Source organism: Hydrogenoanaerobacterium saccharovorans, assembly GCF_003814745.1.
Classification (GTDB): Bacteria; Bacillota; Clostridia; order Oscillospirales; family Ruminococcaceae; genus Hydrogenoanaerobacterium; species Hydrogenoanaerobacterium saccharovorans.
Window position 1 is genome coordinate 921924 of sequence record NZ_RKRD01000001.1, and the last position, 22740, is coordinate 944663.

The 22740-nt window shown below is 44.1% G+C and carries 15 protein-coding genes and 1 tRNA gene; all 16 read left to right on the forward strand.

Going from position 1 to position 22740, the window contains the following annotated elements; all coding sequences use genetic code 11:
- Nucleotides 1-269 precede the first annotated feature (269 nt).
- The 16 genes from rpoB to EDD70_RS04365 all read left to right on the forward strand — a co-directional run bounded on the left by rpoB (nt 270) and on the right by EDD70_RS04365 (nt 22732).
- Nucleotides 270-4037, forward strand: a complete 3768-nt coding sequence (gene rpoB, locus EDD70_RS04290) for a DNA-directed RNA polymerase subunit beta (protein ID WP_092752673.1) — start codon at nt 270-272, stop codon at nt 4035-4037.
- Between the two features lie 18 nt (nt 4038-4055).
- Complete coding sequence (rpoC, locus tag EDD70_RS04295; protein ID WP_092752671.1) at nt 4056-7625, forward strand: DNA-directed RNA polymerase subunit beta'; 3570 nt, start codon at nt 4056-4058, stop codon at nt 7623-7625.
- 230 nt (nt 7626-7855) lie between these two features.
- On the forward strand, nt 7856-8281 hold the full coding sequence (rpsL, locus tag EDD70_RS04300; RefSeq protein WP_092752669.1) for a 30S ribosomal protein S12: 426 nt from the start codon (nt 7856-7858) through the stop codon (nt 8279-8281).
- Between the two features lie 142 nt (nt 8282-8423).
- Nucleotides 8424-8894 carry a 30S ribosomal protein S7 gene (rpsG, locus tag EDD70_RS04305; RefSeq protein WP_092752667.1) on the forward strand — a complete coding sequence of 157 codons (471 nt, stop codon included), beginning with the start codon at nt 8424-8426 and terminating at the stop codon, nt 8892-8894.
- Nucleotides 8895-8995: 101 nt separating this feature from the next.
- Nucleotides 8996-11077: an elongation factor G gene (fusA, locus tag EDD70_RS04310; RefSeq protein WP_092752665.1), complete on the forward strand. Its 2082-nt coding sequence runs from the start codon at nt 8996-8998 to the stop codon at nt 11075-11077.
- A 97-nt stretch (nt 11078-11174) separates the two neighbouring features.
- The gene (gene tuf / locus EDD70_RS04315; RefSeq protein WP_092752663.1) at nt 11175-12374 is read left to right on the forward strand and encodes an elongation factor Tu; all 1200 of its coding nucleotides are present in this window, start codon (nt 11175-11177) and stop codon (nt 12372-12374) included.
- Nucleotides 12375-12524: 150 nt separating this feature from the next.
- Nucleotides 12525-12601 (forward strand) — tRNA-Arg (locus tag EDD70_RS04320).
- 343 nt (nt 12602-12944) lie between these two features.
- Nucleotides 12945-13319, forward strand: coding sequence for a hypothetical protein (locus EDD70_RS04325; RefSeq protein WP_092752661.1), 375 nt, complete (start codon nt 12945-12947; stop codon nt 13317-13319).
- Nucleotides 13320-13482: 163 nt separating this feature from the next.
- Nucleotides 13483-13968, forward strand: a complete 486-nt coding sequence (locus EDD70_RS04330; RefSeq protein ID WP_092752658.1) for a hypothetical protein — start codon at nt 13483-13485, stop codon at nt 13966-13968.
- Nucleotides 13969-14148: 180 nt separating this feature from the next.
- Nucleotides 14149-15303 carry a ribose-phosphate pyrophosphokinase gene (locus EDD70_RS04335; protein WP_092752656.1) on the forward strand — a complete coding sequence of 385 codons (1155 nt, stop codon included), beginning with the start codon at nt 14149-14151 and terminating at the stop codon, nt 15301-15303.
- 149 nt (nt 15304-15452) lie between these two features.
- On the forward strand, nt 15453-15899 hold the full coding sequence (locus tag EDD70_RS04340) for a hypothetical protein (protein ID WP_092752653.1): 447 nt from the start codon (nt 15453-15455) through the stop codon (nt 15897-15899).
- A 176-nt stretch (nt 15900-16075) separates the two neighbouring features.
- Nucleotides 16076-16876, forward strand: coding sequence for a DeoR/GlpR family DNA-binding transcription regulator (locus tag EDD70_RS04345; protein WP_092752651.1), 801 nt, complete (start codon nt 16076-16078; stop codon nt 16874-16876).
- A gap of 139 nt (nt 16877-17015) precedes the next feature.
- Nucleotides 17016-19289: a vitamin B12-dependent ribonucleotide reductase gene (locus EDD70_RS04350; protein WP_092752649.1), complete on the forward strand. Its 2274-nt coding sequence runs from the start codon at nt 17016-17018 to the stop codon at nt 19287-19289.
- Nucleotides 19290-19523: 234 nt separating this feature from the next.
- A complete protein-coding gene (locus tag EDD70_RS04355) occupies nt 19524-20258 on the forward strand; it encodes an epoxyqueuosine reductase (RefSeq protein ID WP_092752647.1) in 735 nt (244 codons plus the stop codon).
- A gap of 55 nt (nt 20259-20313) precedes the next feature.
- A complete protein-coding gene (locus EDD70_RS04360) occupies nt 20314-21369 on the forward strand; it encodes a lipid II:glycine glycyltransferase FemX (RefSeq protein WP_092752645.1) in 1056 nt (351 codons plus the stop codon).
- A gap of 4 nt (nt 21370-21373) precedes the next feature.
- On the forward strand, nt 21374-22732 hold the full coding sequence (locus EDD70_RS04365) for an aminotransferase class I/II-fold pyridoxal phosphate-dependent enzyme (RefSeq protein ID WP_092752642.1): 1359 nt from the start codon (nt 21374-21376) through the stop codon (nt 22730-22732).
- Nucleotides 22733-22740 lie beyond the last annotated feature (8 nt).

Below are 22740 nucleotides of genomic sequence, written 5' to 3' on the forward strand. Positions count from 1 at the left end.
TGTATTGACTTCATATGTAAACTGGTAAAATGGACAAGTCAATAAAATATTTTTATCAAAAAAGGACAAAAATATTGACATTCTGCTAAGATCGTAATATAATAATAAAATGTATCATAATGGCTAGGTGTGCCATTAACACCAACTAGTATAACAGAAAGCAAATTAAAATTCAATACCATTGTGCAGAATTTTACAGAATTTCGGGCAGAATTTTTGTGGGTTTTGTATAATCGGGTTGTAAATAGATGAATGGAGTGAGCAAGCCTATGGTGAATGTGAAAGATGTACATCTAGGAAAAACTGTTCGTAAGAGCTTTAGCCGAATCAATGAAGTTCTGGATATGCCGAACTTAATTGAGGTTCAAAAGAATTCTTACAAGTGGTTCCTGGAGGAAGGGCTGAAGGAAGTATTTCAGGATATTTCAGCAATCACCGATTACACAGGAAATCTTGTACTCGATTTTATCGACTACCGTTTGGATAGTACCCCGAAGTATTCGGTGGAAGAATGCAAAGCGAGGGATGTAACCTACGCTGCGCCGCTCCGTGTTCGTGCCAGTTTGCTTAACAAAGAAACCGGCGAAGTAAAAGAGCAGGATATTTTTATGGGTGATTTTCCGCTGATGACCGACAGCGGTACCTTTGTAATCAATGGTGCCGAACGTGTTATAGTCTCTCAGTTGGTACGTTCGCCCGGTGTATATTACGGTATGAACTACGATAAAACAGGTAAAAAGCTGTTTTCGGCAACTGTCATTCCCAACCGTGGTGCATGGCTGGAATATGAAACCGATTCTAATGACATCTTCTACGTTCGTATTGATAAAAACCGTAAAATCCCTGTAACTACCTTTATTCGTGCATTGCTCAAACTCGATGATGATAAACTTGGCGGCAGTGAAAACGGTTTGACCGACTGCTACGGCTCGGATATGGAGATCTACGAAATCTTCGGTGAAGACGAGCGCTTGGTAAAAACTATTCAGGATAAAGATAATACCAAAAACGGTGAAGAGGCATTGCTTGAGGTTTACCGCAAGCTTCGTCCGGGTGAGCCGCCTACAGTAGACAGCGCCGTAACTCACTTGCAAAACCTGTTTTTTGACCCCAGAAGATACGATCTTTCCCGCGTGGGCAGGTATAAATACAACAAAAAACTCGGCATAGGCCAGCGTTTGGCAGGTCATGTCATTGCCGAGCCTATTGTTAACCCTATGACCGGTGAACTGCTTGCCGAACCCGGCAAAGTGCTTAATTACGACGAGGCTATGGCGGTTGAAGCAGCAGGTGTTTCAAGGGCAACCATCACGGTGGATGGAATCAATGTTCTTATTCTGTCCAACGGTATGGTAGATATTAAAAATTATGTATCATTTGATTGCACAGAATATGGAATTAATGAGAAAGTTCGTTTTTGTGTTTTAAAAGAACTCCTTGAGAATAACGAAAGCGAAGATGACCTCAAAGAAGCAATCAAAGCAAATATCGATAAGCTTATCCCGAAGCATATCATCAAAGACGATATCTTCGCCTCCATCAACTACATCAATAACCTTTGCTACGAAGTTGGCAATGTGGATGATATCGACCATTTGGGCAACAGAAGAATCCGTTCAGTAGGCGAGTTGCTACAAAATCAGTTCCGCATCGGCTTTTCCAGAATGGAAAGAGTGGTACGCGAGAGAATGACCATTCAGGCGCAGGATATGGATGTCATTACCCCGCAGGCACTGGTAAACATCCGTCCTGTTGTGGCTTCAATCAAAGAGTTCTTTGGTTCATCGCCGCTTTCACAGTTCATGGATCAGACTAACCCGCTGGCTGAGCTCACCCATAAGAGACGTCTTTCTGCACTGGGCCCCGGCGGTTTGTCGCGTGACCGTGCAGGCTTCGAAGTTCGTGACGTTCACTACAGCCATTACGGCCGTATGTGCCCCATTGAGACGCCTGAAGGCCCGAACATCGGTTTGATTTCTTACCTTGCAACCTTTGCTCGTATTAATGAGTACGGATTTATTGAAGCACCTTATCGCCGTGTTGAAAAAGCAACCGGCGTTGTTACCGATGAAGTTGTGTATATGACCGCTGATGTAGAGGATAATTTTTACGTTGCACAGGCAAATGAGCCTTTGGACGAAATGGGTCGATTTGAACGTCCGCGTGTTGCGGGGCGTTTCCGCGATGAAATTCTTGAAATTGAGCGCGAAAAAGTAGACTACATGGACGTATCGCCGCGAATGGTTGTCTCGGTTGCTACCTCCATGATTCCGTTCCTTGAAAATGACGACGCAAACCGTGCACTGATGGGCTCTAACATGCAGCGTCAGGCAGTTCCTCTGATGAAGACCGAATCCCCAATTGTAGGCACAGGTATGGAATATAAAGCAGCAGTCGATTCGGGTGTTGTGGTTGTCTCTAAAGTTGACGGTGTTGTAGAAAAAGTTTCTGCAAATGAAATTGTGATTAAAACAGATGACGATGAGCTGGAGACCTATCGCTTAATTAAGTTTATGCGTTCCAACCAGAGTACCTGCATTAATCAGCGTCCCATTGTCAACAAAGGTGAGCGCATTAAAAAAGGGCAGGTTATCGCAGACGGCCCTGCAACCAGCAACGGCGAAATTTCGCTTGGTAAAAACGCACTTATCGGCTTTATGACTTGGGAAGGCTACAACTACGAGGATGCGGTTCTCATCAACGAGAAGATTGTCCGCGATGATGTGTATACTTCCATTCATATGGAGGAGTACGAAGTAGAAGCACGCGATACGAAACTTGGCCCCGAGGAAATCACCCGTGATATCCCCAACGTTGCCGACGACGCGCTTCGCGAGCTTGATGAGCGTGGTATCATCCGTATCGGTGCAGAAGTAAGAGCCGGAGATATTTTGGTTGGTAAGGTTACACCAAAGGGCGAAACCGAACTTACCGCTGAGGAGCGCCTGCTCCGTGCCATCTTCGGTGAAAAAGCTAGAGAGGTCAGAGATACCTCCCTGCGTGTACCGCATGGTGAATACGGTACTATCGTAGATATTAAAGTGTTTACCCGTGAAAACTGTGACGAGCTGTCTCCGGGTGTCAATATGGTGGTTCGTTGCTACATTGCTCAGAAACGTAAGATTTCTGTCGGTGATAAGATGGCTGGACGCCACGGAAACAAGGGTGTTGTTTCCCGTATTCTTCCGCAGGAGGATATGCCGTTCTTGCCGGACGGTACACCGCTTGATATCGTACTCAATCCTTTGGGCGTACCTTCTCGTATGAATATCGGACAGGTGCTTGAAGTGAACCTCGGCCGTGCTGCGGCAGCTCTCGGTTGGAAGGTATCCACCCCGGTATTTGACGGTGCGTACGAAGAAGATATTCGCGATTTGTTCAAAATGGCAAATCTGCCCGAGGATGGCAAGATTACATTGTACGACGGAAGAACGGGCGAGCAGTTCGACAGCCCTGTAACCGTTGGTTATATGTACTACCTCAAACTCCATCACTTGGTTGATGATAAAATCCATGCTCGTTCCACCGGCCCGTACTCACTGGTTACACAGCAGCCTTTGGGCGGTAAAGCTCAGTTTGGCGGCCAGCGTTTTGGTGAGATGGAGGTTTGGGCACTGGAGGCTTACGGTGCAGCTTACACCCTGCAAGAAATCCTGACGGTGAAGTCGGATGACGTTGTGGGACGTGTTAAAGCATTCGAAGCCATTGTGAAAGGTCATAACATTCCAAAATCGGGTATTCCCGAATCCTTCAAGGTATTGATTAAAGAAATTCAATCCCTTGGTTTGGATATTAAGGTTCTCGATAAGGATGACCAGGAAATTGACCTGAAACAAACCTTTGATGATGATGATGATGTAGGATTGCCAAGAGTTGGCGAAGAGTCTTTGATGGATATGGAATACGTCAAAGATGAAGAAGAGATAGACGAGAGTTATCAGACAGAAGATGTGGAAATTGACGATACAGAGCCGATTTTTGATGCTGACGAAGCATTTGGCTTGGATGATGATGACTTGTTTGATGATAAATTATAAGGGAAGAAGGGGTCGTAATTGGAATTTAATGTATTCGAATCAATTAAGATCGGTCTTGCTTCACCCGAGCAGATCAGAGAATGGTCTTATGGTGCAGTCGAGAAGCCGGAAACGATCAACTATCGTACACTAAAGCCAGAGCGTGACGGCCTTTTCTGTGAGCGCATTTTTGGCCCGCAAAAGGACTGGGAATGTAATTGCGGTAAGTATAAACGTTTGCGCTATAAAGGTAAAATTTGTGACCGCTGCGGCGTTGAAGTAACACGCTCCAAGGTCAGACGCGAAAGAATGGGCCATATCGAGCTTGCTGCGCCCGTATCGCATATCTGGTATTTCAAGGGCATCCCCTCCAGAATGGGGCTGCTGCTTGATTTGTCCCCACGTCTGCTTGAAAAAGTGTTGTACTTTGCATCGTACATTGTTATTGACCATGGCTCTACTCCGCTGGAAAACAAACAGCTGCTTTCTGAAAAAGAGTACAGAGACATGCGCGAAAAATATGAGGATGAGTTTGTTGCCGGTATTGGTGCCGAAGCAGTAAAAGAGCTGCTTCGCTCCATTGACCTTGATAAGCTGTACGATGAACTCCGCGAGGAGTTGGATGTAGCTTCCGGACAGAAAAAAATTCGTATCCTCAAACGTCTCGAGGTAGTTGAGGCGTTTAAAAAGAGCGGCAATAAACCCGAGTGGATGATTCTTGATGTGGTTCCCGTCATTCCTCCGGATATCCGCCCGATGGTACAGTTGGACGGCGGACGTTTCGCAACCTCCGACCTCAACGACCTGTACCGCCGTGTGATCAACCGCAACAACCGTCTGAAAAGATTGTTGGAGCTTGGTGCACCCGACATCATTGTTCGTAACGAGAAACGTATGCTGCAAGAGGCTGTTGACGCACTCATCGACAACGGCAGACGCGGCAGACCGGTTACCGGTCCGAACAATCGTCCGCTGAAATCACTCTCCGATATGCTCAAGGGTAAACAAGGTCGTTTCCGTCAAAACTTGCTTGGTAAACGTGTTGACTACTCTGGACGTTCGGTTATCGTTGTTGGCCCCGAGCTAAAAATGTACCAGTGCGGTTTGCCAAAAGAGATGGCACTGGAGCTGTTTAAACCCTTTGTTATGAAGCGCCTAGTAGATACTGGCGCTGCAACCAACATTAAAAACGCAAGAAAAATGGTAGAGCGTGCTAGAATTGAAGTTTGGGATGCGCTTGATATTGTTATCAAAGACCATCCTGTTTTGCTCAACCGTGCACCGACGCTGCATAGACTTGGTATTCAGGCGTTTGAGCCCATCCTTGTTGAAGGCCGTGCACTGAAACTTCATCCGCTGGTTTGTACCGCTTACAACGCAGACTTCGATGGTGACCAGATGGCTGTTCACGTTCCCCTTTCTGCCGAGGCACAGGCAGAGGCGCGCTTCCTTATGTTGGCTGCAAACAACCTCCTCAAACCGTCGGACGGTCGTCCGGTTGCGGTTCCCACACAGGATATGGTATTGGGCTCCTATTATCTCACTCTTGTTAAAGATGGAGAAAAAGGTACCGGTAAAGTATTCCGTGATGTGAATGAGGCATTGATGGCTTATCAGGAGGGCGCGGTTGGACTGCATGCACCTGTTAAGATTAGAATGACAAAAGAAATTGGCGGCAGAAAAGTTTCTAAGCTGTTGGACTGCACGGTCGGCCGTGTTATTTTCAACCAGCCTATCCCGCAGGATTTGGGTTATGTTGACAGAACCAAGCCCGAAAATATGTTCAAGCTTGAAATTGATTTTCTCACAGGTAAAAAACAGCTTGGCGATATCATTGACCGTTGCATCAGAGTTCATGGCACTGCGCTTACCGCAGAGGTGCTGGACAAGATAAAAGCGCAAGGCTACAAATATTCTACCAAGAGTGCAATTACCGTTGCAGTATGTGATGCGGTGATTCCTCCGCAGAAAAAAGCGATGCTTGATGAAGCGGATGAGAAGATTCTTAAAATTATCAAACAGTACAAACGTGGTCTTATTTCCAACGACGAGCGTTATGCACTGATTATCAAAACATGGAACGAAACTTCAGAAAAGGTTGCAAACGCACTGAAAGACAACCTTGATAAATACAACCCCATCTTTATGATGGCAGACTCCGGTGCGCGTGGTAGTATGAACCAGATTCGTCAGCTTGCAGGTATGCGCGGACTGATTGCAAATACCTCCGGTAAGGCAATTGAAATTCCTATTCGTGCAAACTACCGTGAAGGCCTTAACATTTTGGAATACTTTATTTCTTCGCGTGGTGCTCGTAAAGGTCTTGCCGATACTGCACTTCGTACCGCTGACTCGGGTTACCTCACCAGACGTTTGGTTGACGTTTCGCAGGATGTCATTATCCGCCAAGAAGATTGCGGAACTACTGAGGGTATTGTGGTTTGTGATATCAAAGACGGCACCGAGATGATTGAGCCGATGAGCGAACGTTTGATGGGTCGTTATGCGGTTGAAGATGTTCTCGATCCGAAGACGGGCGAACTGCTGGTATCCAAAGATAAAATGATGAATGAGGCCGATGCCAAAAAGGTTATCAATGCAGGCATCACTCATCTTAAGATTCGTACTGTTCTTAACTGTGAGTGCAAACACGGCGTTTGTGCTAGATGCTACGGTGACAACCTTGCAAACGGCAAAGTTGTTTCTGTGGGCGAGGCAGTCGGTGTTATTGCGGCGCAGTCCATCGGTGAGCCGGGTACTCAGCTTACCATGCGTACCTTCCATACGGGCGGTATCGCATCGGCAGACGATATCACACAAGGTTTGCCGCGTGTTGAAGAGCTGTTTGAGGCAAGAAAGCCTAAATCACAAGCGATTATCAGCAAAACCGACGGTGAAGTTCGCATGCAGGAAATTAAACGTAACAATCATGTGGTTGTATTCAATAAAGACAGCAGCGAAGAGGAAACTTATATGATTCCTTACGGATCCCGTCTCAAGGTGCATGAAGGCGATGTCATTGAAGCAGGCGATATGATTACCGAAGGTTCGGTCAACCCGCATGATGTACTCTCAATCAAAGGTTACCTTGCAGTGCAGGATTACCTCATTCAAGAGGTACAGCGCGTTTACCGCTTGCAGGGCGTTGATATCAACGATAAACATATCGAGGTTATTGTTCGCCAAATGATGAAAAAGGTTCGTGTGGAAGACCCGGGCAGCACCAATATGCTAACCGGTTCTCTGGTTGACAAGAGCGATTTTGTTGCAGAAAACAAAGCGATTCGTGAACGTATTGCAGCAGGCGAAGATGGCCTTACACAGGCTACCAGTTCTGCAGTGCTTATGGGTATTACAAAGGCTTCTCTTGCAACAGACAGCTTCCTGTCTGCAGCATCGTTCCAAGAGACTACAAGAGTTCTTACCGAAGCTGCAATTAAAGGTAAGGTCGATCCTCTGTTAGGTCTGAAAGAAAACGTTATTATCGGTAAGTTGCTGCCTTGCGGTACAGGTATGAACTGTTATACCAACGTAGATGTTGTTTCTACTGCGCAGCAAACTTCTTACCACCACGATCCAATAAATGACACTGTGAGTGTTGGACAATAAAATGGACGGTAATTCGTAAGCTTATACAAAATATTGTTGATAAATGTTGCTTAAGTGTAGAATATACTCTTGACAACGTTGACCAATAAATGATAAAATATTTAATTGGTAAGGCTTGAATTTTTCCGTAAAGGGGCCGGTTCTGCCGGCTCCTTCATTTTTGTTATTAAAAGTATGTATTTCGGTACATGCTTCTAATATAAATATTTTTTTTCGTAAGGAGGTGCAATATGCCAACCTTTAACCAATTAGTCCGCAAAGGTAGAGAGGTTATCGAGAAGAAATCCACTGCTCCTGCTCTCTTAAAAGGATGGAATTCCAAGAAAAGAGAAGCAACCGAACAGAATTCTCCTCAAAAAAGAGGTGTGTGTACTGCAATCAGAACATCTACACCGAAAAAACCAAACTCCGCGCTTAGAAAAGTTGCAAGGGTAAGACTTACAAACGGAATCGAAGCAACAGCTTATATTCCCGGTATCGGTCACAACCTGCAAGAGCATAGCGTTGTGTTGATCCGTGGTGGACGTGTTAAGGACCTTCCTGGTGTTCGTTACCATATTATTCGTGGTACTCTCGACGCACAAGGCGTTGCTAAGAGAATGCAGGCTAGATCCAAATACGGTGCAAAACGTCCAAAGGCTGGTGCATCGAAGTAATAAAACCCCTAACTTTTGCTAATAATAGCAACTGCTGGTGCAGTATGTTTATATATATTATAAATGTCTCTGCATTGGCACAAACGGGAGTTTTGTCACTTTCGAGTACCGATGAATTCATTATGTGAAGGAGGGAAGCGAAGTGCCAAGAAGAGGTCGTATAACAAAACGTGATGTTTTGCCAGATCCGCTGTACAATTCCAAGTTGGTTACTCGTTTAATCAACAACGTTATGTATGATGGTAAAAAAGGTGTATCGCAGAAAATCGTCTACGGTGCATTCGATATTATCAAGGAGAAAACAGGCAGAGATCCTCTTGAGGTTTTTGAAGAAGCAATGGAGAGCGTAATGCCTCTGTTAGAGGTTAAGGCTCGCCGTGTTGGTGGTGCTACCTATCAGGTTCCTATGGAAGTAAGACCTGACAGAAAACAGACTTTGGGTCTGCGTTGGATTACCACTTATTCCAGAAATCGTTCTGAAAGAACCATGAGAGAAAGACTTGCCGGTGAATTGCTTGATGCCATCAACGGACAGGGCGGAGCGTTCAAAAAACGTGAAGACACTCATAAAATGGCTGAAGCTAACAAAGCTTTTGCACATTACAGATGGTAGTTCGTTAAAACATGGTTACGAGTGCGGTGCGAAGCAATTCGCCCGCGCGGCGTAACAGGCAAATAGCGTGAGATATTTTCGTATTTATTAAGGAGGACAATATGCCGAGAGACGTTTCTTTAGAGCTCACTCGTAATATAGGCATAATGGCCCACATTGACGCTGGCAAAACAACAACAACCGAGCGTATTCTGTATTACACCGGTAAGAACCATAAAATCGGTGAGACTCACGACGGTTCAGCTACAATGGACTGGATGGCACAGGAGCAGGAAAGAGGTATCACCATTACCTCTGCTGCTACTACTTGCTACTGGAAAGGCCATAGAATTAATATCATCGACACCCCGGGACACGTTGACTTTACAGTTGAGGTTGAGCGTTCACTTCGTGTGCTCGACGGTTCTGTAACCGTTTTCTGTGCAAAGGGCGGCGTTGAGCCTCAGTCGGAAACAGTTTGGAGACAAGCTGATAAGTATCATGTTCCTAGAATGGCTTACGTTAACAAAATGGACATCATGGGTGCAGACTTTTACAGAGTTGTAGACATGATGCTCGACCGTTTAAAATGTAACGCTGTTCCAATTCAGCTGCCAATCGGCTCTGAAACTTTCTTTAGAGGCATTATTGACCTCATTAAAATGAAAGCGGAAGTTTACTACGACGATATGGGCAAAGATATCCGAGAGGAAGAAATCCCTGAGGATATGATGGAAAAAGCGCAGGAATACCGCATTAAAATGTTAGAGCATGTTGCAGAAACCGATGAAGCATTGATGGAGAAATACCTCGAGGGCGAGGAGCTGACTGTTGAAGAGATTAAGACTGCAATTCGTAAGTCTACTATCGCCAACACGATGGTTCCTGTTTGCTGCGGTACTTCTTACAAAAACAAAGGCGTACAGCCTTTGCTGGATGCAGTTGTCGACTTTATGCCTGCTCCAATTGATGTCCCCGATATCAAGGGTGTAAACCCCAATACCGAGGAAGAAGAGACAAGACCATCTTCTGACAGTGAGCCGTTTTCTGCACTTGCATTTAAAATTGCAACCGATCCGTTTGTTGGTAAGTTGTGCTTCTTCAGAGTATACTCTGGTTCCGTTAATGCGGGTTCTACCGTTTATAACTCTGTAAAAGACAATTCCGAAAGAATCGGTCGTATCCTTCAAATGCATGCAAACCACAGACAGGACATCGAAACCGTTTACTCGGGCGATATCGCTGCAGCGGTTGGCCTTAAAAACACAACTACTGGTGACACCCTCTGCGACCCCAAATTCCCGATTATCCTCGAGTCTATGGAGTTCCCAGAGCCTGTTATCCGTGTTGCGATTGAGCCGAAGACCAAAGCAGGTCAGGAGAAGATGGGCATTGGTCTATCCAAACTGGCTGAAGAGGATCCAACCTTCAGAACCTACACCGATCAAGAAACAGGACAAACCATCATCGCTGGTATGGGTGAGCTTCACCTTGAAATCATCGTTGACCGTCTGCTTCGCGAGTTTAAGGTAGAGGCAAATGTTGGTAAACCTCAGGTTGCTTACAAAGAAACCATCCGCAAACTGGTTGACGTAGATGAAAAATACGCCAGACAGTCCGGTGGTAAAGGTCAGTACGGCCATTGTAAAATTAAAATGGAACCCAACGAATCCGGTAAGGGCTACGAATTCAAAAATGCTATCGTTGGCGGTAGTATTCCGAAAGAGTATATTGCTCCTATCGATCAGGGTATTCAGGGCGCAATGCAGGCCGGTGTTCTTGCCGGATATCCTGTTGTTGACGTTATTGTAACTTTGTATGATGGATCTTATCATGAGGTTGACTCCTCTGAGATGGCGTTTAAGATCGCCGGTTCTATGGCATTCAAAAATGGTATGAGAAAAGCAGATCCCGTCATCCTTGAGCCTATCATGAAGGTATCGGCAACGGTTCCTGAAGATTACATGGGTGATGTTATCGGTGACCTCAACAGCCGTCGTGGTCAGATTCAGGGCATGATTGCAAGAAACGGTGCACAGCAGATTGATGCATTCGTTCCTTTGTCTGAGATGTTTGGTTATGCTACCGACCTTCGTTCTAAAACACAGGGTCGTGGTCAGTACACCATGGAGCCTTCTCACTATATTGAAGTTCCTAAAAATATCGCAGAGACCATTATGTCTGCCAGAGCGAAAAAAGACTAATTTTACTTTAAAATACTTGAAATTTCAAAGTAACATTGCTACAATGAGACTTGTAGCTTACAAATAAAATAAATCCAATTTTAAGGAGGAAATACTAATGGCTAAAGCAAAATTCGAACGTACCAAACCCCATATTAACATTGGTACTATCGGTCACGTTGACCACGGTAAAACCACTTTGACTGCTGCTATCACAAAGACTCTGGCAATGAAAGGTCAGGCTCATTACGAAGCTTATGACATGATTGATAAGGCTCCCGAAGAGAGAGAGCGCGGTATTACAATTAACACTTCTCACGTTGAGTACGAGACTGACAACCGTCACTACGCTCACGTTGACTGCCCGGGACATGCTGACTACGTTAAAAACATGATCACTGGTGCTGCTCAGATGGACGGTGCTATCCTTGTTGTATCTGCTGCTGATGGTCCTATGCCTCAGACTCGTGAGCACATTCTGCTCTCCCGTCAGGTTGGCGTTCCTTACATCGTTGTATTCATGAACAAAGCTGATCAGGTTGACGATCCTGAGCTCCTTGAGCTCGTTGAGATGGAAATCCGTGAGCTGCTTTCTTCTTACGACTTCCCCGGCGATGATACTCCTATCATCAAAGGTTCTGCTCTTCAGGCTTTGGAAGCTCCAGACGATATCAGCAACCCTGCTTATGCTCCTATTCTTGAGTTGATGGCAGCTGTTGACAGCTACATCCCAACTCCTGAGAGAAAATCCGATCTGCCCTTCCTGATGCCTGTTGAGGACGTATTCACCATCACTGGTCGTGGTACTGTTGCAACTGGTAGAGTTGAGCGTGGTCAGATTAAAATCGCTGATGAAGTTGAGATTATTGGTCTGCAGGACGAGAAGATGAAGTCTGTAGTTACAGGTATCGAGATGTTCCGTAAACTCCTCGATTACGCTGAGGCTGGCGACAACATCGGTGCTCTTCTCCGTGGCGTTCAGAGAACTGACATTCAGCGTGGACAAGTTCTCTGCAAACCCGGCACCATTCATCCCCACACTAAATTCCGTGGTCAGGTTTACATCCTGAAAAAAGATGAGGGTGGCCGTCATACTCCGTTCTTCAACAACTACAGACCTCAGTTCTACTTCAGAACTACTGACGTTACCGGTGTAGTTGCTTTGGATCAGGGCGTTGAAATGTGCATGCCTGGCGATAACATCGAGATGGATGTTGAGCTCATCACTCCTATCGCTATTGAAGAGGGTCTGCGTTTCGCTATCCGTGAGGGTGGACGTACCGTAGGTTCTGGCGTAGTTATCAAAATTAACGCTTAATTCTATAGTAATATTGTTATTTAAGAGTCCTGCTATTTTTAGCAGGACTCTTTTTTAAAAAAATTGGAATTTTTACTCTTTAAGTGTTGACTTTTGTATATAAATATGATAATATAATAAAGCTGTCGGAAATGATATAAAAAACAGTATGTGCCTGTAGCTCAGCTGGATAGAGTGACTGGCTACGAACCAGTAGGTCGGGGGTTCGAGTCCCTCCAGGCACGCCAGTAAAAAACCTTGAACACAATTTGTGTTCAAGGTTTTTTGCATGTTAATCTTTTCTTTATTGTTTGAGTTCCATATTGATAATAATCCACGTTCTTCTTTTTTGTGGGTTGCTTTTTTAGGAATAGACAATATCTTAGCTGGGCTAGATAAAAGAACTCTTAACATCGAATAATGTCTATCGATTTATCTACTCAAGAAGACAGAATATAGCAGAATATACAAAGTATGCGTAAATACTTATTACTTATTGCTATGATATCAGCATTATTAATATGGTATCATAAAACAGAGGGCAAATATACCATATATTAAATATTTTACATCAAAAGGAGGAAGTTTGCATTGAAAAAGATTCTATCGCTTATTTTAGTATGTGTGCTTTTGGTTACAATGGTAATGCCGGCATCAGCAGCTAATTTTATTGAATGCGAGCCGAGGGAAAGTACGATATTAAATTCTCATGAAGTTGCTGAACTGACAGAGGCAGGCATACTTCCGATGATTGGTGCTACTTGTCAAAGATGCCTTCTTGGTGAATATGAGAATACAACTTATGAGGATGAGGGTACAACAGTTCGTGTAACCTGTAAACATAAAAGACACGGTGTTGATGAAATAACAACATATACCTACACAACTGTTACTAAATGCAATAACTGCGGGTATTCCTATAAGAATACAGGAACCAAAGATGTAGTAGAATGTCACGGATGGTGATGCTGACTTGCAGCATGCACAAATAAAATCAATTGTTTTGGATTTTGTTTGCTCGCAACTGCAAAATTCTACTATTCCGGTTTATTAACAAAAAAGTTATAATATGAAAAACGCTATGTATGTTCTCACCTGGCGTTTTACATTTTAATATTGAGGTGTATTTATGCAATTCAGAAACAAATTAAAAGCAATATGTTGTGCTTTCTTTATTTTAACTACTCTGCTTGGAGTTTTGGCAGGATGCGCACGTAGTAAATCCATCGGTGCTGAGCAATCTGCCCAAGAGGTGCAACAGCCCGATGGACAAAAAACAATTCAATCTCTTGTGCAGTCGGTTACGTACAAGCAAGAGTCGGGTGAATTATCGTTCCATACTCCCGAAAAAATACCGCAAAGCACGAAGCTTTATATTCATGTCAGCGGACGTTTGAAGACAGACGAGGGCGGTATCAGTTGGCACGAATTTGAAAAAGAAACCGAAAACTTCAGTTGGCGATTGAACCAAAACTATACCGCAACGGTACACCCAAAAAAACTGGATTATATTGAAATTACAGTAGGATTAGCAGACGAATCAGCAGACGAAATAAAATACGAAACAATAATCAGCATTGATAATAAAGGAAACATCAGTACAGGTAACGAGTAGTTCAAGCATTTTCAATAGTAAATTTTTTACATAAAACCTTAGAAAGCACTGTCTATTTCATCAAGATTATCGCATGGTTTTCAAGTTTTTTAGGCATTCATATAATCCTGTGGATTCCAGTTGTTTTTTGTTGATTTTTAAAGGGAGATAGGATAAAATTGTAGCGAAGGAGTGTTGTAAATGACCCAACAGCTTGAGGCACAGGATATTTTTAATTCGGAGAGTAGAGTAGCTCCACTTGGCATCATAGCCACAGAGAGTTCACGTGAATTAGTGCAAAAGATTGACGCACATCTTGTTACATGGGCAAATAGTGGCGGAATTGCACGCGATACATTCATTGTAGATAGTGAGTGTCCGCGTTTTTCTTCGGGTGATGGCAAAGGCATTATTAAATCCACTATTCGAGGCGATGATTTATTCTTTGTTGTAGATGTAGGCAACTACAACTGCAAATACAATATGTTTGGCAAACAAAACTCAATGTCTCCCGATGACCATTTTCAAGATTTGAAACGTTTGATACAGGCGGCAAGCGGTAAAGCACATCGCATTAATGTTATTATGCCCTTGCTTTACGGCAGCAGGCAGCATCGCCGCAGCTACCGCGAATCTCTTGATTGTGCTGTAGCACTGCAAGAGCTTCAAAACATGGGTGTTTCAAATATCATTACGTTTGATGCACATGACCCTCGTGTGCAGAATGCAACGCCGCTGATGGGCTTTGACAACGTAATGCCGAGTTATCAAGTGCTGAAAGCATTTTTCCGCGATATAAAGGATATTAATTTTGACCGTGAGCGTTTTATGGTTGTAAGCCCCGATGAAGGTGCCATGAGCCGTAATATGTACTATGCGTCGGTTTTGGGTGTTGACCTTGGCATGTTCTACAAACGCCGCGACTACTCACGCGTGGTGAATGGACGCAACCCGATTGTAGCTCATGAATATTTAGGTACTTCGGTTGAAGGCAAAGATGTATTTATTGCAGATGATATTATTTCATCCGGCGAATCGATGCTTGATATTGCCTACGAGCTGAAAAAACACAAGGCAAACCGTATTTTTGGCTATGCTACTTACGCTATTTTTACCAACGGGCTGGAAGCCTTTGATAAGGCTTATGAGCAAGGCATTATTGCCGGCGTGTTTGGTACAAACCTCACTTACCGTACAGAAGAACTTTTACAGCGTGAATGGTTCCACGAAGTGGATGTTTCAAAATATATTGCTTATTTTGTTGCTGCTATCAATCATGACGTTTCGGTCAGCACAATCATCGATCCTCATGAAAAGATAAAGATGCTGTTAGCAAAAAGAAAAAATCAAAAATAACCAAAAGGCGGGAACTATTACAGAGTTCTCGCCTTTTTTCTTGCAGTTTCTACATCTTATATGCCTTATAGGTTGCAACTTCATTCTATGCGCTTTATAATAAAATAAGGAGTATCTGTTGACATTATAGTTATACGGAGGTGTACCCCGTGAGACAAAAAAAGCCTGCTATTCGTCGCCAATCAACTGCAGCTTTGCTTATTTATTTAACTTGGTTGTTTTTTACAATTGCAATGTGGAATACAAAGTGGATGGCTGAAAATAAGGTGGTAACCGGTGTATCACTCGTTTTTGCAGGTATCATTTATGTGCTGCTCTGCTTTATTCGCAGGCTGCCCCAACTGCATATGACTCGTAGAGAACTAACACAAGCACAATCCTTTTCTGTAATACGGCTGCGCCTATGGTTGGTTGCATCACTTAAATTTATATTTGTTTGTGGTTTTTGCGGGATGTCGGTTTCTTTGCTATTCAGCGAAACGATTCGCATACTACTTGCTGTTTTGTTCATGGTATCGATTTTGAGTGCTTTTGTACTTTTTTGGATTCAATATCGAAAGATTGTGCCTCCCAAAAAAGTCAAGATGCCAAAATAGACCATAATCTCAATATGATATAAATATTTGTAAATCTTATCATAATGACAAAAATATGTAATAAAACTCTTAATATCTTGCTTTTAATTTGTACAAAGGATATAATAAAAAAAGGGCAAATTGGTAATAATTACACTGACATTTAAGTTTTGACATTGATTGCTTGGAGGTACACTATGATTTCCCTTACAAGCCCACAGTTTATTGCAATTCCGGCTGAAAGAAAAAAACGAATTTTGGAGTATATTGAAGATAACGGCAGCGCGCAAATAAAAGAGTTATCGGTTTCGTTTTCTGTTTCTGAAGCAACCATCCGCCGTGACCTATCTGAATTACACGAAGAAGGGTTAATTGAACGCACGCATGGCGGTGCTATTTTATCCGGCACAAAAACGATAGCAGAACTAATTCACTCACCGAATCTAAATGTTCAATTAGATAATAAAAAGGCGATTGCAGAGCATGTATCCTCAATGATTGCAGATGGAGAAAGTGTCTTTTTAGATGCAGGTTCTACCACCTATCAAATTGCAAAATGCCTGACGAATCATCGTAACCTTACAATTGTGACCTACGATTTGTATATTGCAAATACTGTTAATTTTCACTCATCTGCAACTCTGATTGTGACAGGCGGCATCAAAAAAGAAGGGCGAAATTTGCTTACCGGCGCGCTTACAGTAGATTTTATGCGGAATATTCATGTAGATAAAGCGATTTTGTCGGTTGATGCGGTTGACGTAGATTTCGGAGTATCCGATTCTGATTATGTGCAAGCTGGCGTAAAAAGATTGATTGTAGGAGCAGGAGATAAAGTGTTTTTGGCAGTTGACCACACAAAATTTGGTAAGGCGCAGTTTGCTAAAATATGCGATTTAAATGAAATTGATTTGGTGATTACGGATGATGGGCTCGATTCTGTGTATAGGCAGCGTATGGATCGTGATAAAATCCGTTACCATTTAGCTACAAAATAGTAGCGTACAGAGACACTATATATAGTGTCTCTGTACTTATTTTTCGAAAAAATCAAATAGATATTGCGTTTCGAAGAGATACGTGCTACAATATCTAGTATTAAAATACTGACAAAATACAGATATAGAGGTGCACTAAATGAAGATTGGTAAAAATGGTTTAACTGTTTTAGAAAAACGGTATTTGGTAAAAGATGAAGAAGGCAAAATGATAGAAACAGTTGAAGGGTTGTTCGACCGTGTAGCAAACGCAATTGCGGACGCTGATTTGCATTTTGATTCGAAAGCGGATACAAAACAAACCGCAAAAGAATTCCGCAATATGATGACGGAGCTGGAATTTCTGCCGAACTCCCCAACACTGATGAATGCAGGCAGGCCTCTGGGGCAGCTTTCTGCATGCTTTGTTCTCCCGGTGGGGGATAGCATGGAAGAGATTTTTGAAGCGATTAAGCAGGCTGCGCTCATTCACAAATCCGGCGGCGGTACAGGCTTTTCATTTTCCCGCCTGAGAGCTTCGGGCAGTACGGTTAAAACTACCGGCGGCGTGGCATCGGGGCCTGTCAGTTTTATGAGGGTATTCAATATGGCAACCGAGGCAGTAAAGCAGGGCGGCACGCGCAGGGGCGCCAATATGGGCATATTGCGTGTTGACCACCCGGATATTCTGCAGTTTATCGACTGTAAAAAAGACAATGCAGATATTACGAATTTTAATATCTCTGTGGGTGTTACCGAAGAATTTATGGAGGCTGCATTGAAAGGCGAGGATTATCCCCTGTATGACCCCAGAACAAAACTGGAAATCGGCAAGCTGAACGCGCAAGAGGTGTTTGATAAAATTGTAGACAATGCTTGGAGAAATGGCGAGCCGGGAATCATCTTTCTTGACCGCCTCAATCGCGATAATGTTGTGCCCTCGCAAGGTGAAATTGAAAGTACCAATCCGTGCGGTGAGCAGCCGCTGTTGCCGTATGAATCATGTAATCTCGGTTCTATCAATCTTCTTTCTGTGTTAAAAATGGACAAGGACGGCACCTACGTTATAGATTATGAGAAGTTAAAACGTATTGTAAATACAGCAGTGCATTTTCTTGATAACGTCATTGAGGTGAATCGGTACCCGCTGGAGCTGATAGATAAAACCACCAAAGCTACCCGAAAAATAGGGCTTGGCGTTATGGGCTGGGCAGATATGCTGTTAAGAATGGGGATTGCCTATAACTCGGATGAAGCTGTTGTTCTTGCTGAAAAGGTTATGGGCTTTATAAACGAAAACGGCAGAAAAGCGAGCCATGAACTTGCAAAAACGCGCGGCAGCTTCCCGTTGTTTTCTGAAAGTGTATTTGCAAGCGGTGCTCCTTTGCGAAATGCCACGGTAACAACGATTGCGCCTACGGGTACATTGTCTATTTTGGCAGGCTGCTCTTCGGGTGTCGAGCCGGTATTTGCATTTGCATACATCCGCAATGTAATGGATAATACGGAGATGATTGAAACCAATCCCATTTTGAAGCAGGTGCTTGTGGAACGGGGCATCTATTCCGATAAGCTGATGAAAGAGATTATTGCGGAGGGTTCTTTGCAACATCTCCCCGAAATCCCGGAAGACATCAAACGAGTTTTTGTCTGTTCGCATGACATCAGCCCGATGCATCATATTAAAATGCAAGCAGCATTTCAGCGCCATACCGACAATGCTGTATCAAAAACCGTCAACTTTACGCACGATGCAACCCGTGAGGATGTACGAGAAGCTTATATCCAGGCATATAAGCTGGATTGTAAGGGCGTTACCATCTACCGCGACGGCAGCCGTGACAGCCAAGTTCTCAACATCGGTTCTGTACAGAAAGATTCCGGTGCTGATAAATCCTCTGCAAAATATGTTACCAATATCACGCCGCGTCCACGCCCAGAAGCTGTAAACGGTATGACAGAGCGTATGAAAATTGGCTGCGGTAACCTGTATGTTACCGTTAATTACGATGAAAACGGTATCTGCGAAGTATTTACCAACACCGGTAAGGCAGGAGGATGCCCGTCCCAATCTGAAGCCACTGCACGTTTGGCATCCGTTGCACTGCGTTCGGGTGTAAGTGTGGATGAAGTGATTGACCAGTTAAAAGGCATTCGCTGCCCGTCAACCATCCGCCAACCGGGTATGAAGTGTACCTCTTGCCCCGATGCTATGGCGAAAATCATCCGTAGGGTTGCCGATTATCAAAAATTAACAATGCAAAACACAGATGCAAACCAAATACCACCGATTGAAAAAATTACAAAACAGATGGAAGCAGACGCAGAGCGTTACCAAAAACTTGCAAAATTCTGCCCCGAATGCGGTGCAGAAATGGAGCATGAGGGCGGTTGTGTATCCTGCCGTTCCTGCGGTTATTCAAAATGCAACTAAATGTTTGTTTAGGGCAAAATAGATTGTAAAGTTTCTTGACTGAACTATATTGAAAAGGAGCGGACAAAAGTCTGCTCCTTTTGCTTGCTATTTTTAAAAAACTAGGTAAAATATTATTACCGATGCAGTTTTAAGAGGGGAGGAGAGTAAACTACGGAACAAGTAAAAAAAATTATAGAAGATTGCGGAATTCCACGTTTTGGGGTATGCCGATTTACCGACACGTTCCCCTTGATGAACTGCCGTGCAGGGCAGCGACTGCCTGCTGGGGCAAAAAGCATACTTGTCTGTTTATTCCCTTATTATGTAGGCGATTACCCCAACCGTAATCTTTCGCGTTATGCCATAGTGGATGATTACCATACCATAACCCGAAAACTTCTAAACAAAGCAGTTGATATTCTGCGTAAGGAGTTCCCTGAGCACAGCTTTGAAAGTTTTATCGACAGCAGCCCTGTACGCGAAGTATACGCGGGGTATTTGGCAGGGCTTGGATTCATAGGTAAAAATGGACAGCTTATTACCGAAGATTACGGCTCATATTGTTTTATAGGAGAAATTGTTTCAACACTTGAGCTGCCTGCTGCCATTCCGTCGGTAAAAACCTGCGGTGCATGTTCGCTTTGCATAAACGCTTGCCCAAATGGTGCTATTGGCAAAAAGGGCAGGATAAACACGGCAGAATGCCGTTCGCAAATCACGCAAAAAAAAGGTGAGCTTTCTGCTTTTGAACAACAAAGCATCGTGCAAGGCGGTTTTGCCTGGGGGTGCGATATCTGCACCGATGTTTGCCCGTTTAACCGCAACCCAAAATCTACCCCTATTAACGATTTTTATTGTAATATTGTGCCTATATTAACTTTAGATAATTACAGTGAATTATACAAAACGCGTGCCTATGGTTGGCGCGGGGCAAGCATGTTGGAGCGCAACCTCAGGCTTATCAGCGGTCATTCACAAGTACGGTAGAATGTGGTATAATATTTAGTTATAGGATGAGCGAAAAGATTGGAGTGAATAACCATTGGAAATACTGTCCAAGGAACAATACAACGAATATGAGGCTTTTGCGTCTTCGCATCCGCAAAGCTGCTTTACCCAGTCGATAAAATGGCGCGATGTAAAAAGTAACTGGGGTTACGAAGTGGTTGTATCGCGTAATGATGCAGGTAAAATTGTAGGCGGTTGCGCGGTGCTTATTCAGAAGATTCCTTTTATAGGCACTTCTTTTTTATATTCTCCCCGCGGGCCTGTGTGCGATTTGCACGATAAGGCTGTACTTGCCGATTTAAAACATGGTATAGACGAACTGGCAAAGCGCTATAAGGCACATATGTTTAAGATGGACCCCGATACCCTGATGACCGACACCGAATTTATGAAGCTGGCGCTCGGGATGGGTTTTGAGCATTTTGCAGGGCCCGAGGGCTTTGAAACCATACAAGCGCGTTTTAACTATCGCCTTTATATCGAGGGCAGAACGCAAGAAGAGGTACTGGCATCTCTTACACAAAAAACACGTTACAATATCCGTGTAGCGCAAAAGCGCGGGGTAGAAGTGCGCGTTGTTGGCGAAGAGTACCTGGACGACTTTGTGCGTATTATGCAAACTACCGGCGAACGTGACGGCTTTAATGTACGCCCCAAATCTTACTTTAAGCGTATGCTCGATGCACTGGGTGAAAATGTTCGCATGTATATGGCGTTTTATGAGGATAAACCTATATCGGGTGCCATTACAACCAACTATGCGGGCAAAACCTGCTATGTTTACGGCGCATCCGATAACATCTACCGCAATGTAATGCCAAACTATTTGGTACAGTGGGAGATGATTTGCTGGGCAATCGAGACAGGCTGCTCTGTTTACGATTTTCAGGGTGTGTCGGGTATATTGGATGAGAGTAACCACATGTATGGTTTATATCGCTTTAAAAAAGGCTTTAACGGGCAGCTTGACGAATTGATAGGTGAATTTAATTACATTTACAATCCGGCTGCTTGCAAGCTGACAGACCTTGCAATTGAATCAAAAGATAAATTGAATAAAATCAAGCGTAAACTGAAAGGTAACAGTTAGGAAAATGGAAAAGCAAACTCCGCTTGTAAAGGCGGTAAACGAGTATTTAAAGCGCGATGCAGCTCGCTTTCACATGCCCGGGCATAAGGGCTTTCTGATGCACCGTGAACCCAACCGGTTCAGCGATGCTTACCTGTACGACATTACAGAGGTGCAGGGAGTAGACAGTTTATACGAAGCAAATGGTGCTATTCGAGAGACCGAAGAAGCTTTTGCCCGCATATACGGTGCCAAACGCACGTTGCTTTCTGCAGGCGGCGCAACATTGTGTATACAAACAATGCTGGCACTGGTAGCACGAGAAGACGGAAAAATCATTGCAGGCAGAAATTTGCATACATCTGCGCTTAATGCAATGGCGCTGTTGGGGCTCAGCCCAATTTGGGTTTACCCCGACCAAAGCGCGGGTTGTGGTATGGGGGGCAGGCTGCGCCCGGAGGATGTTCGGGTAGAGCTGCAAAAAAGCCCTGATGTCTGTGCCGTTTATATCACATCCCCCGATTATTTCGGTATCCTCAGTGATGTAGAACAAATTGCTAAAATATGCCGTTCTTATCGTGTGCCTTTGCTTGTAGATAATGCACATGGCTCGCATTTAAAGTTTCGCAAACCAAGCCTTCACCCTATCGACTTAGGCGCGGATATGTGCTGTGACTCGTTACATAAAACAATGCCCGTACTGACAGGCGGTGCATTGCTCCACATTGCAAACGAACGGTACATCCCGGCGGCAAAACAGCGTATGTCTATGTTTGGCTCCACCAGCCCCAATTACCTCATCATGCTCTCGTGCGACCGATGTATCAGTTATATTGAAAAAGGTGAGTTGCTGGCAGAGTTTGAGGCGGTGTGCGGCAGAGTACGGGCTCTCGAAGAGCTTGCAGAGAAAAAAGGTTTTGTTCTGCTGGATTCAAAAGCTGGTACACGCGACTACACAAAACTAGTGCTCTCAGTTTACAACTGGGGGATATCGGGCAGTCAATTCGGCGAGCGCCTGCGTGCAGGGGGCATTGAACCGGAGTATGTAAGCGATATGTGGGCAGTACTGATGGCAAGCCCTGAAAACCTCGGCGGCGATTACCGTCGAGTAGAAAAATTCTTGAATGCTTGGGATCTACCTGCAGTACAAAGTACCTCCGCACAAGTTGTCCCCCGTCTGGAGCCTGCCATGAGTTTACGCAGTGCCATTTTTGCGCCCAGCGAAATGGTCTCGATAGAAAACAGCACGGGGCGTATTGCCTCTGCAATGGTCTGCCCTTGTCCGCCGGGTATTCCCATTGTGATTCCCGGCGAAAAAATTGATGATGAAGCAGTGAAACTTTTAAAAACATGTGGAATTTGTTGTATAAAAGTGGTATTATAGTAATAGGA

What these genes read in the sequence shown, in the direction of transcription:
- EDD70_RS04350 (WP_092752649.1), top strand. Translation starts at nt 17,016, where the DNA reads ATGAAGATTGGTAAAAATGGTTTAACTGTTTTAGAAAAACGGTATTTG.
- tuf (WP_092752663.1), top strand. Translation starts at nt 11,175, where the DNA reads ATGGCTAAAGCAAAATTCGAACGTACCAAACCCCATATTAACATTGGT.
- EDD70_RS04330 (WP_092752658.1), top strand. Translation starts at nt 13,483, where the DNA reads ATGCAATTCAGAAACAAATTAAAAGCAATATGTTGTGCTTTCTTTATT.
- EDD70_RS04345 (WP_092752651.1), top strand. Translation starts at nt 16,076, where the DNA reads ATGATTTCCCTTACAAGCCCACAGTTTATTGCAATTCCGGCTGAAAGA.
- fusA (WP_092752665.1), top strand. Translation starts at nt 8,996, where the DNA reads ATGCCGAGAGACGTTTCTTTAGAGCTCACTCGTAATATAGGCATAATG.
- EDD70_RS04335 (WP_092752656.1), top strand. Translation starts at nt 14,149, where the DNA reads ATGACCCAACAGCTTGAGGCACAGGATATTTTTAATTCGGAGAGTAGA.
- EDD70_RS04365 (WP_092752642.1), top strand. Translation starts at nt 21,374, where the DNA reads ATGGAAAAGCAAACTCCGCTTGTAAAGGCGGTAAACGAGTATTTAAAG.
- rpsL (WP_092752669.1), top strand. Translation starts at nt 7,856, where the DNA reads ATGCCAACCTTTAACCAATTAGTCCGCAAAGGTAGAGAGGTTATCGAG.
- EDD70_RS04355 (WP_092752647.1), top strand. Translation starts at nt 19,524, where the DNA reads ATGAACTGCCGTGCAGGGCAGCGACTGCCTGCTGGGGCAAAAAGCATA.
- rpoB (WP_092752673.1), top strand. Translation starts at nt 270, where the DNA reads ATGGTGAATGTGAAAGATGTACATCTAGGAAAAACTGTTCGTAAGAGC.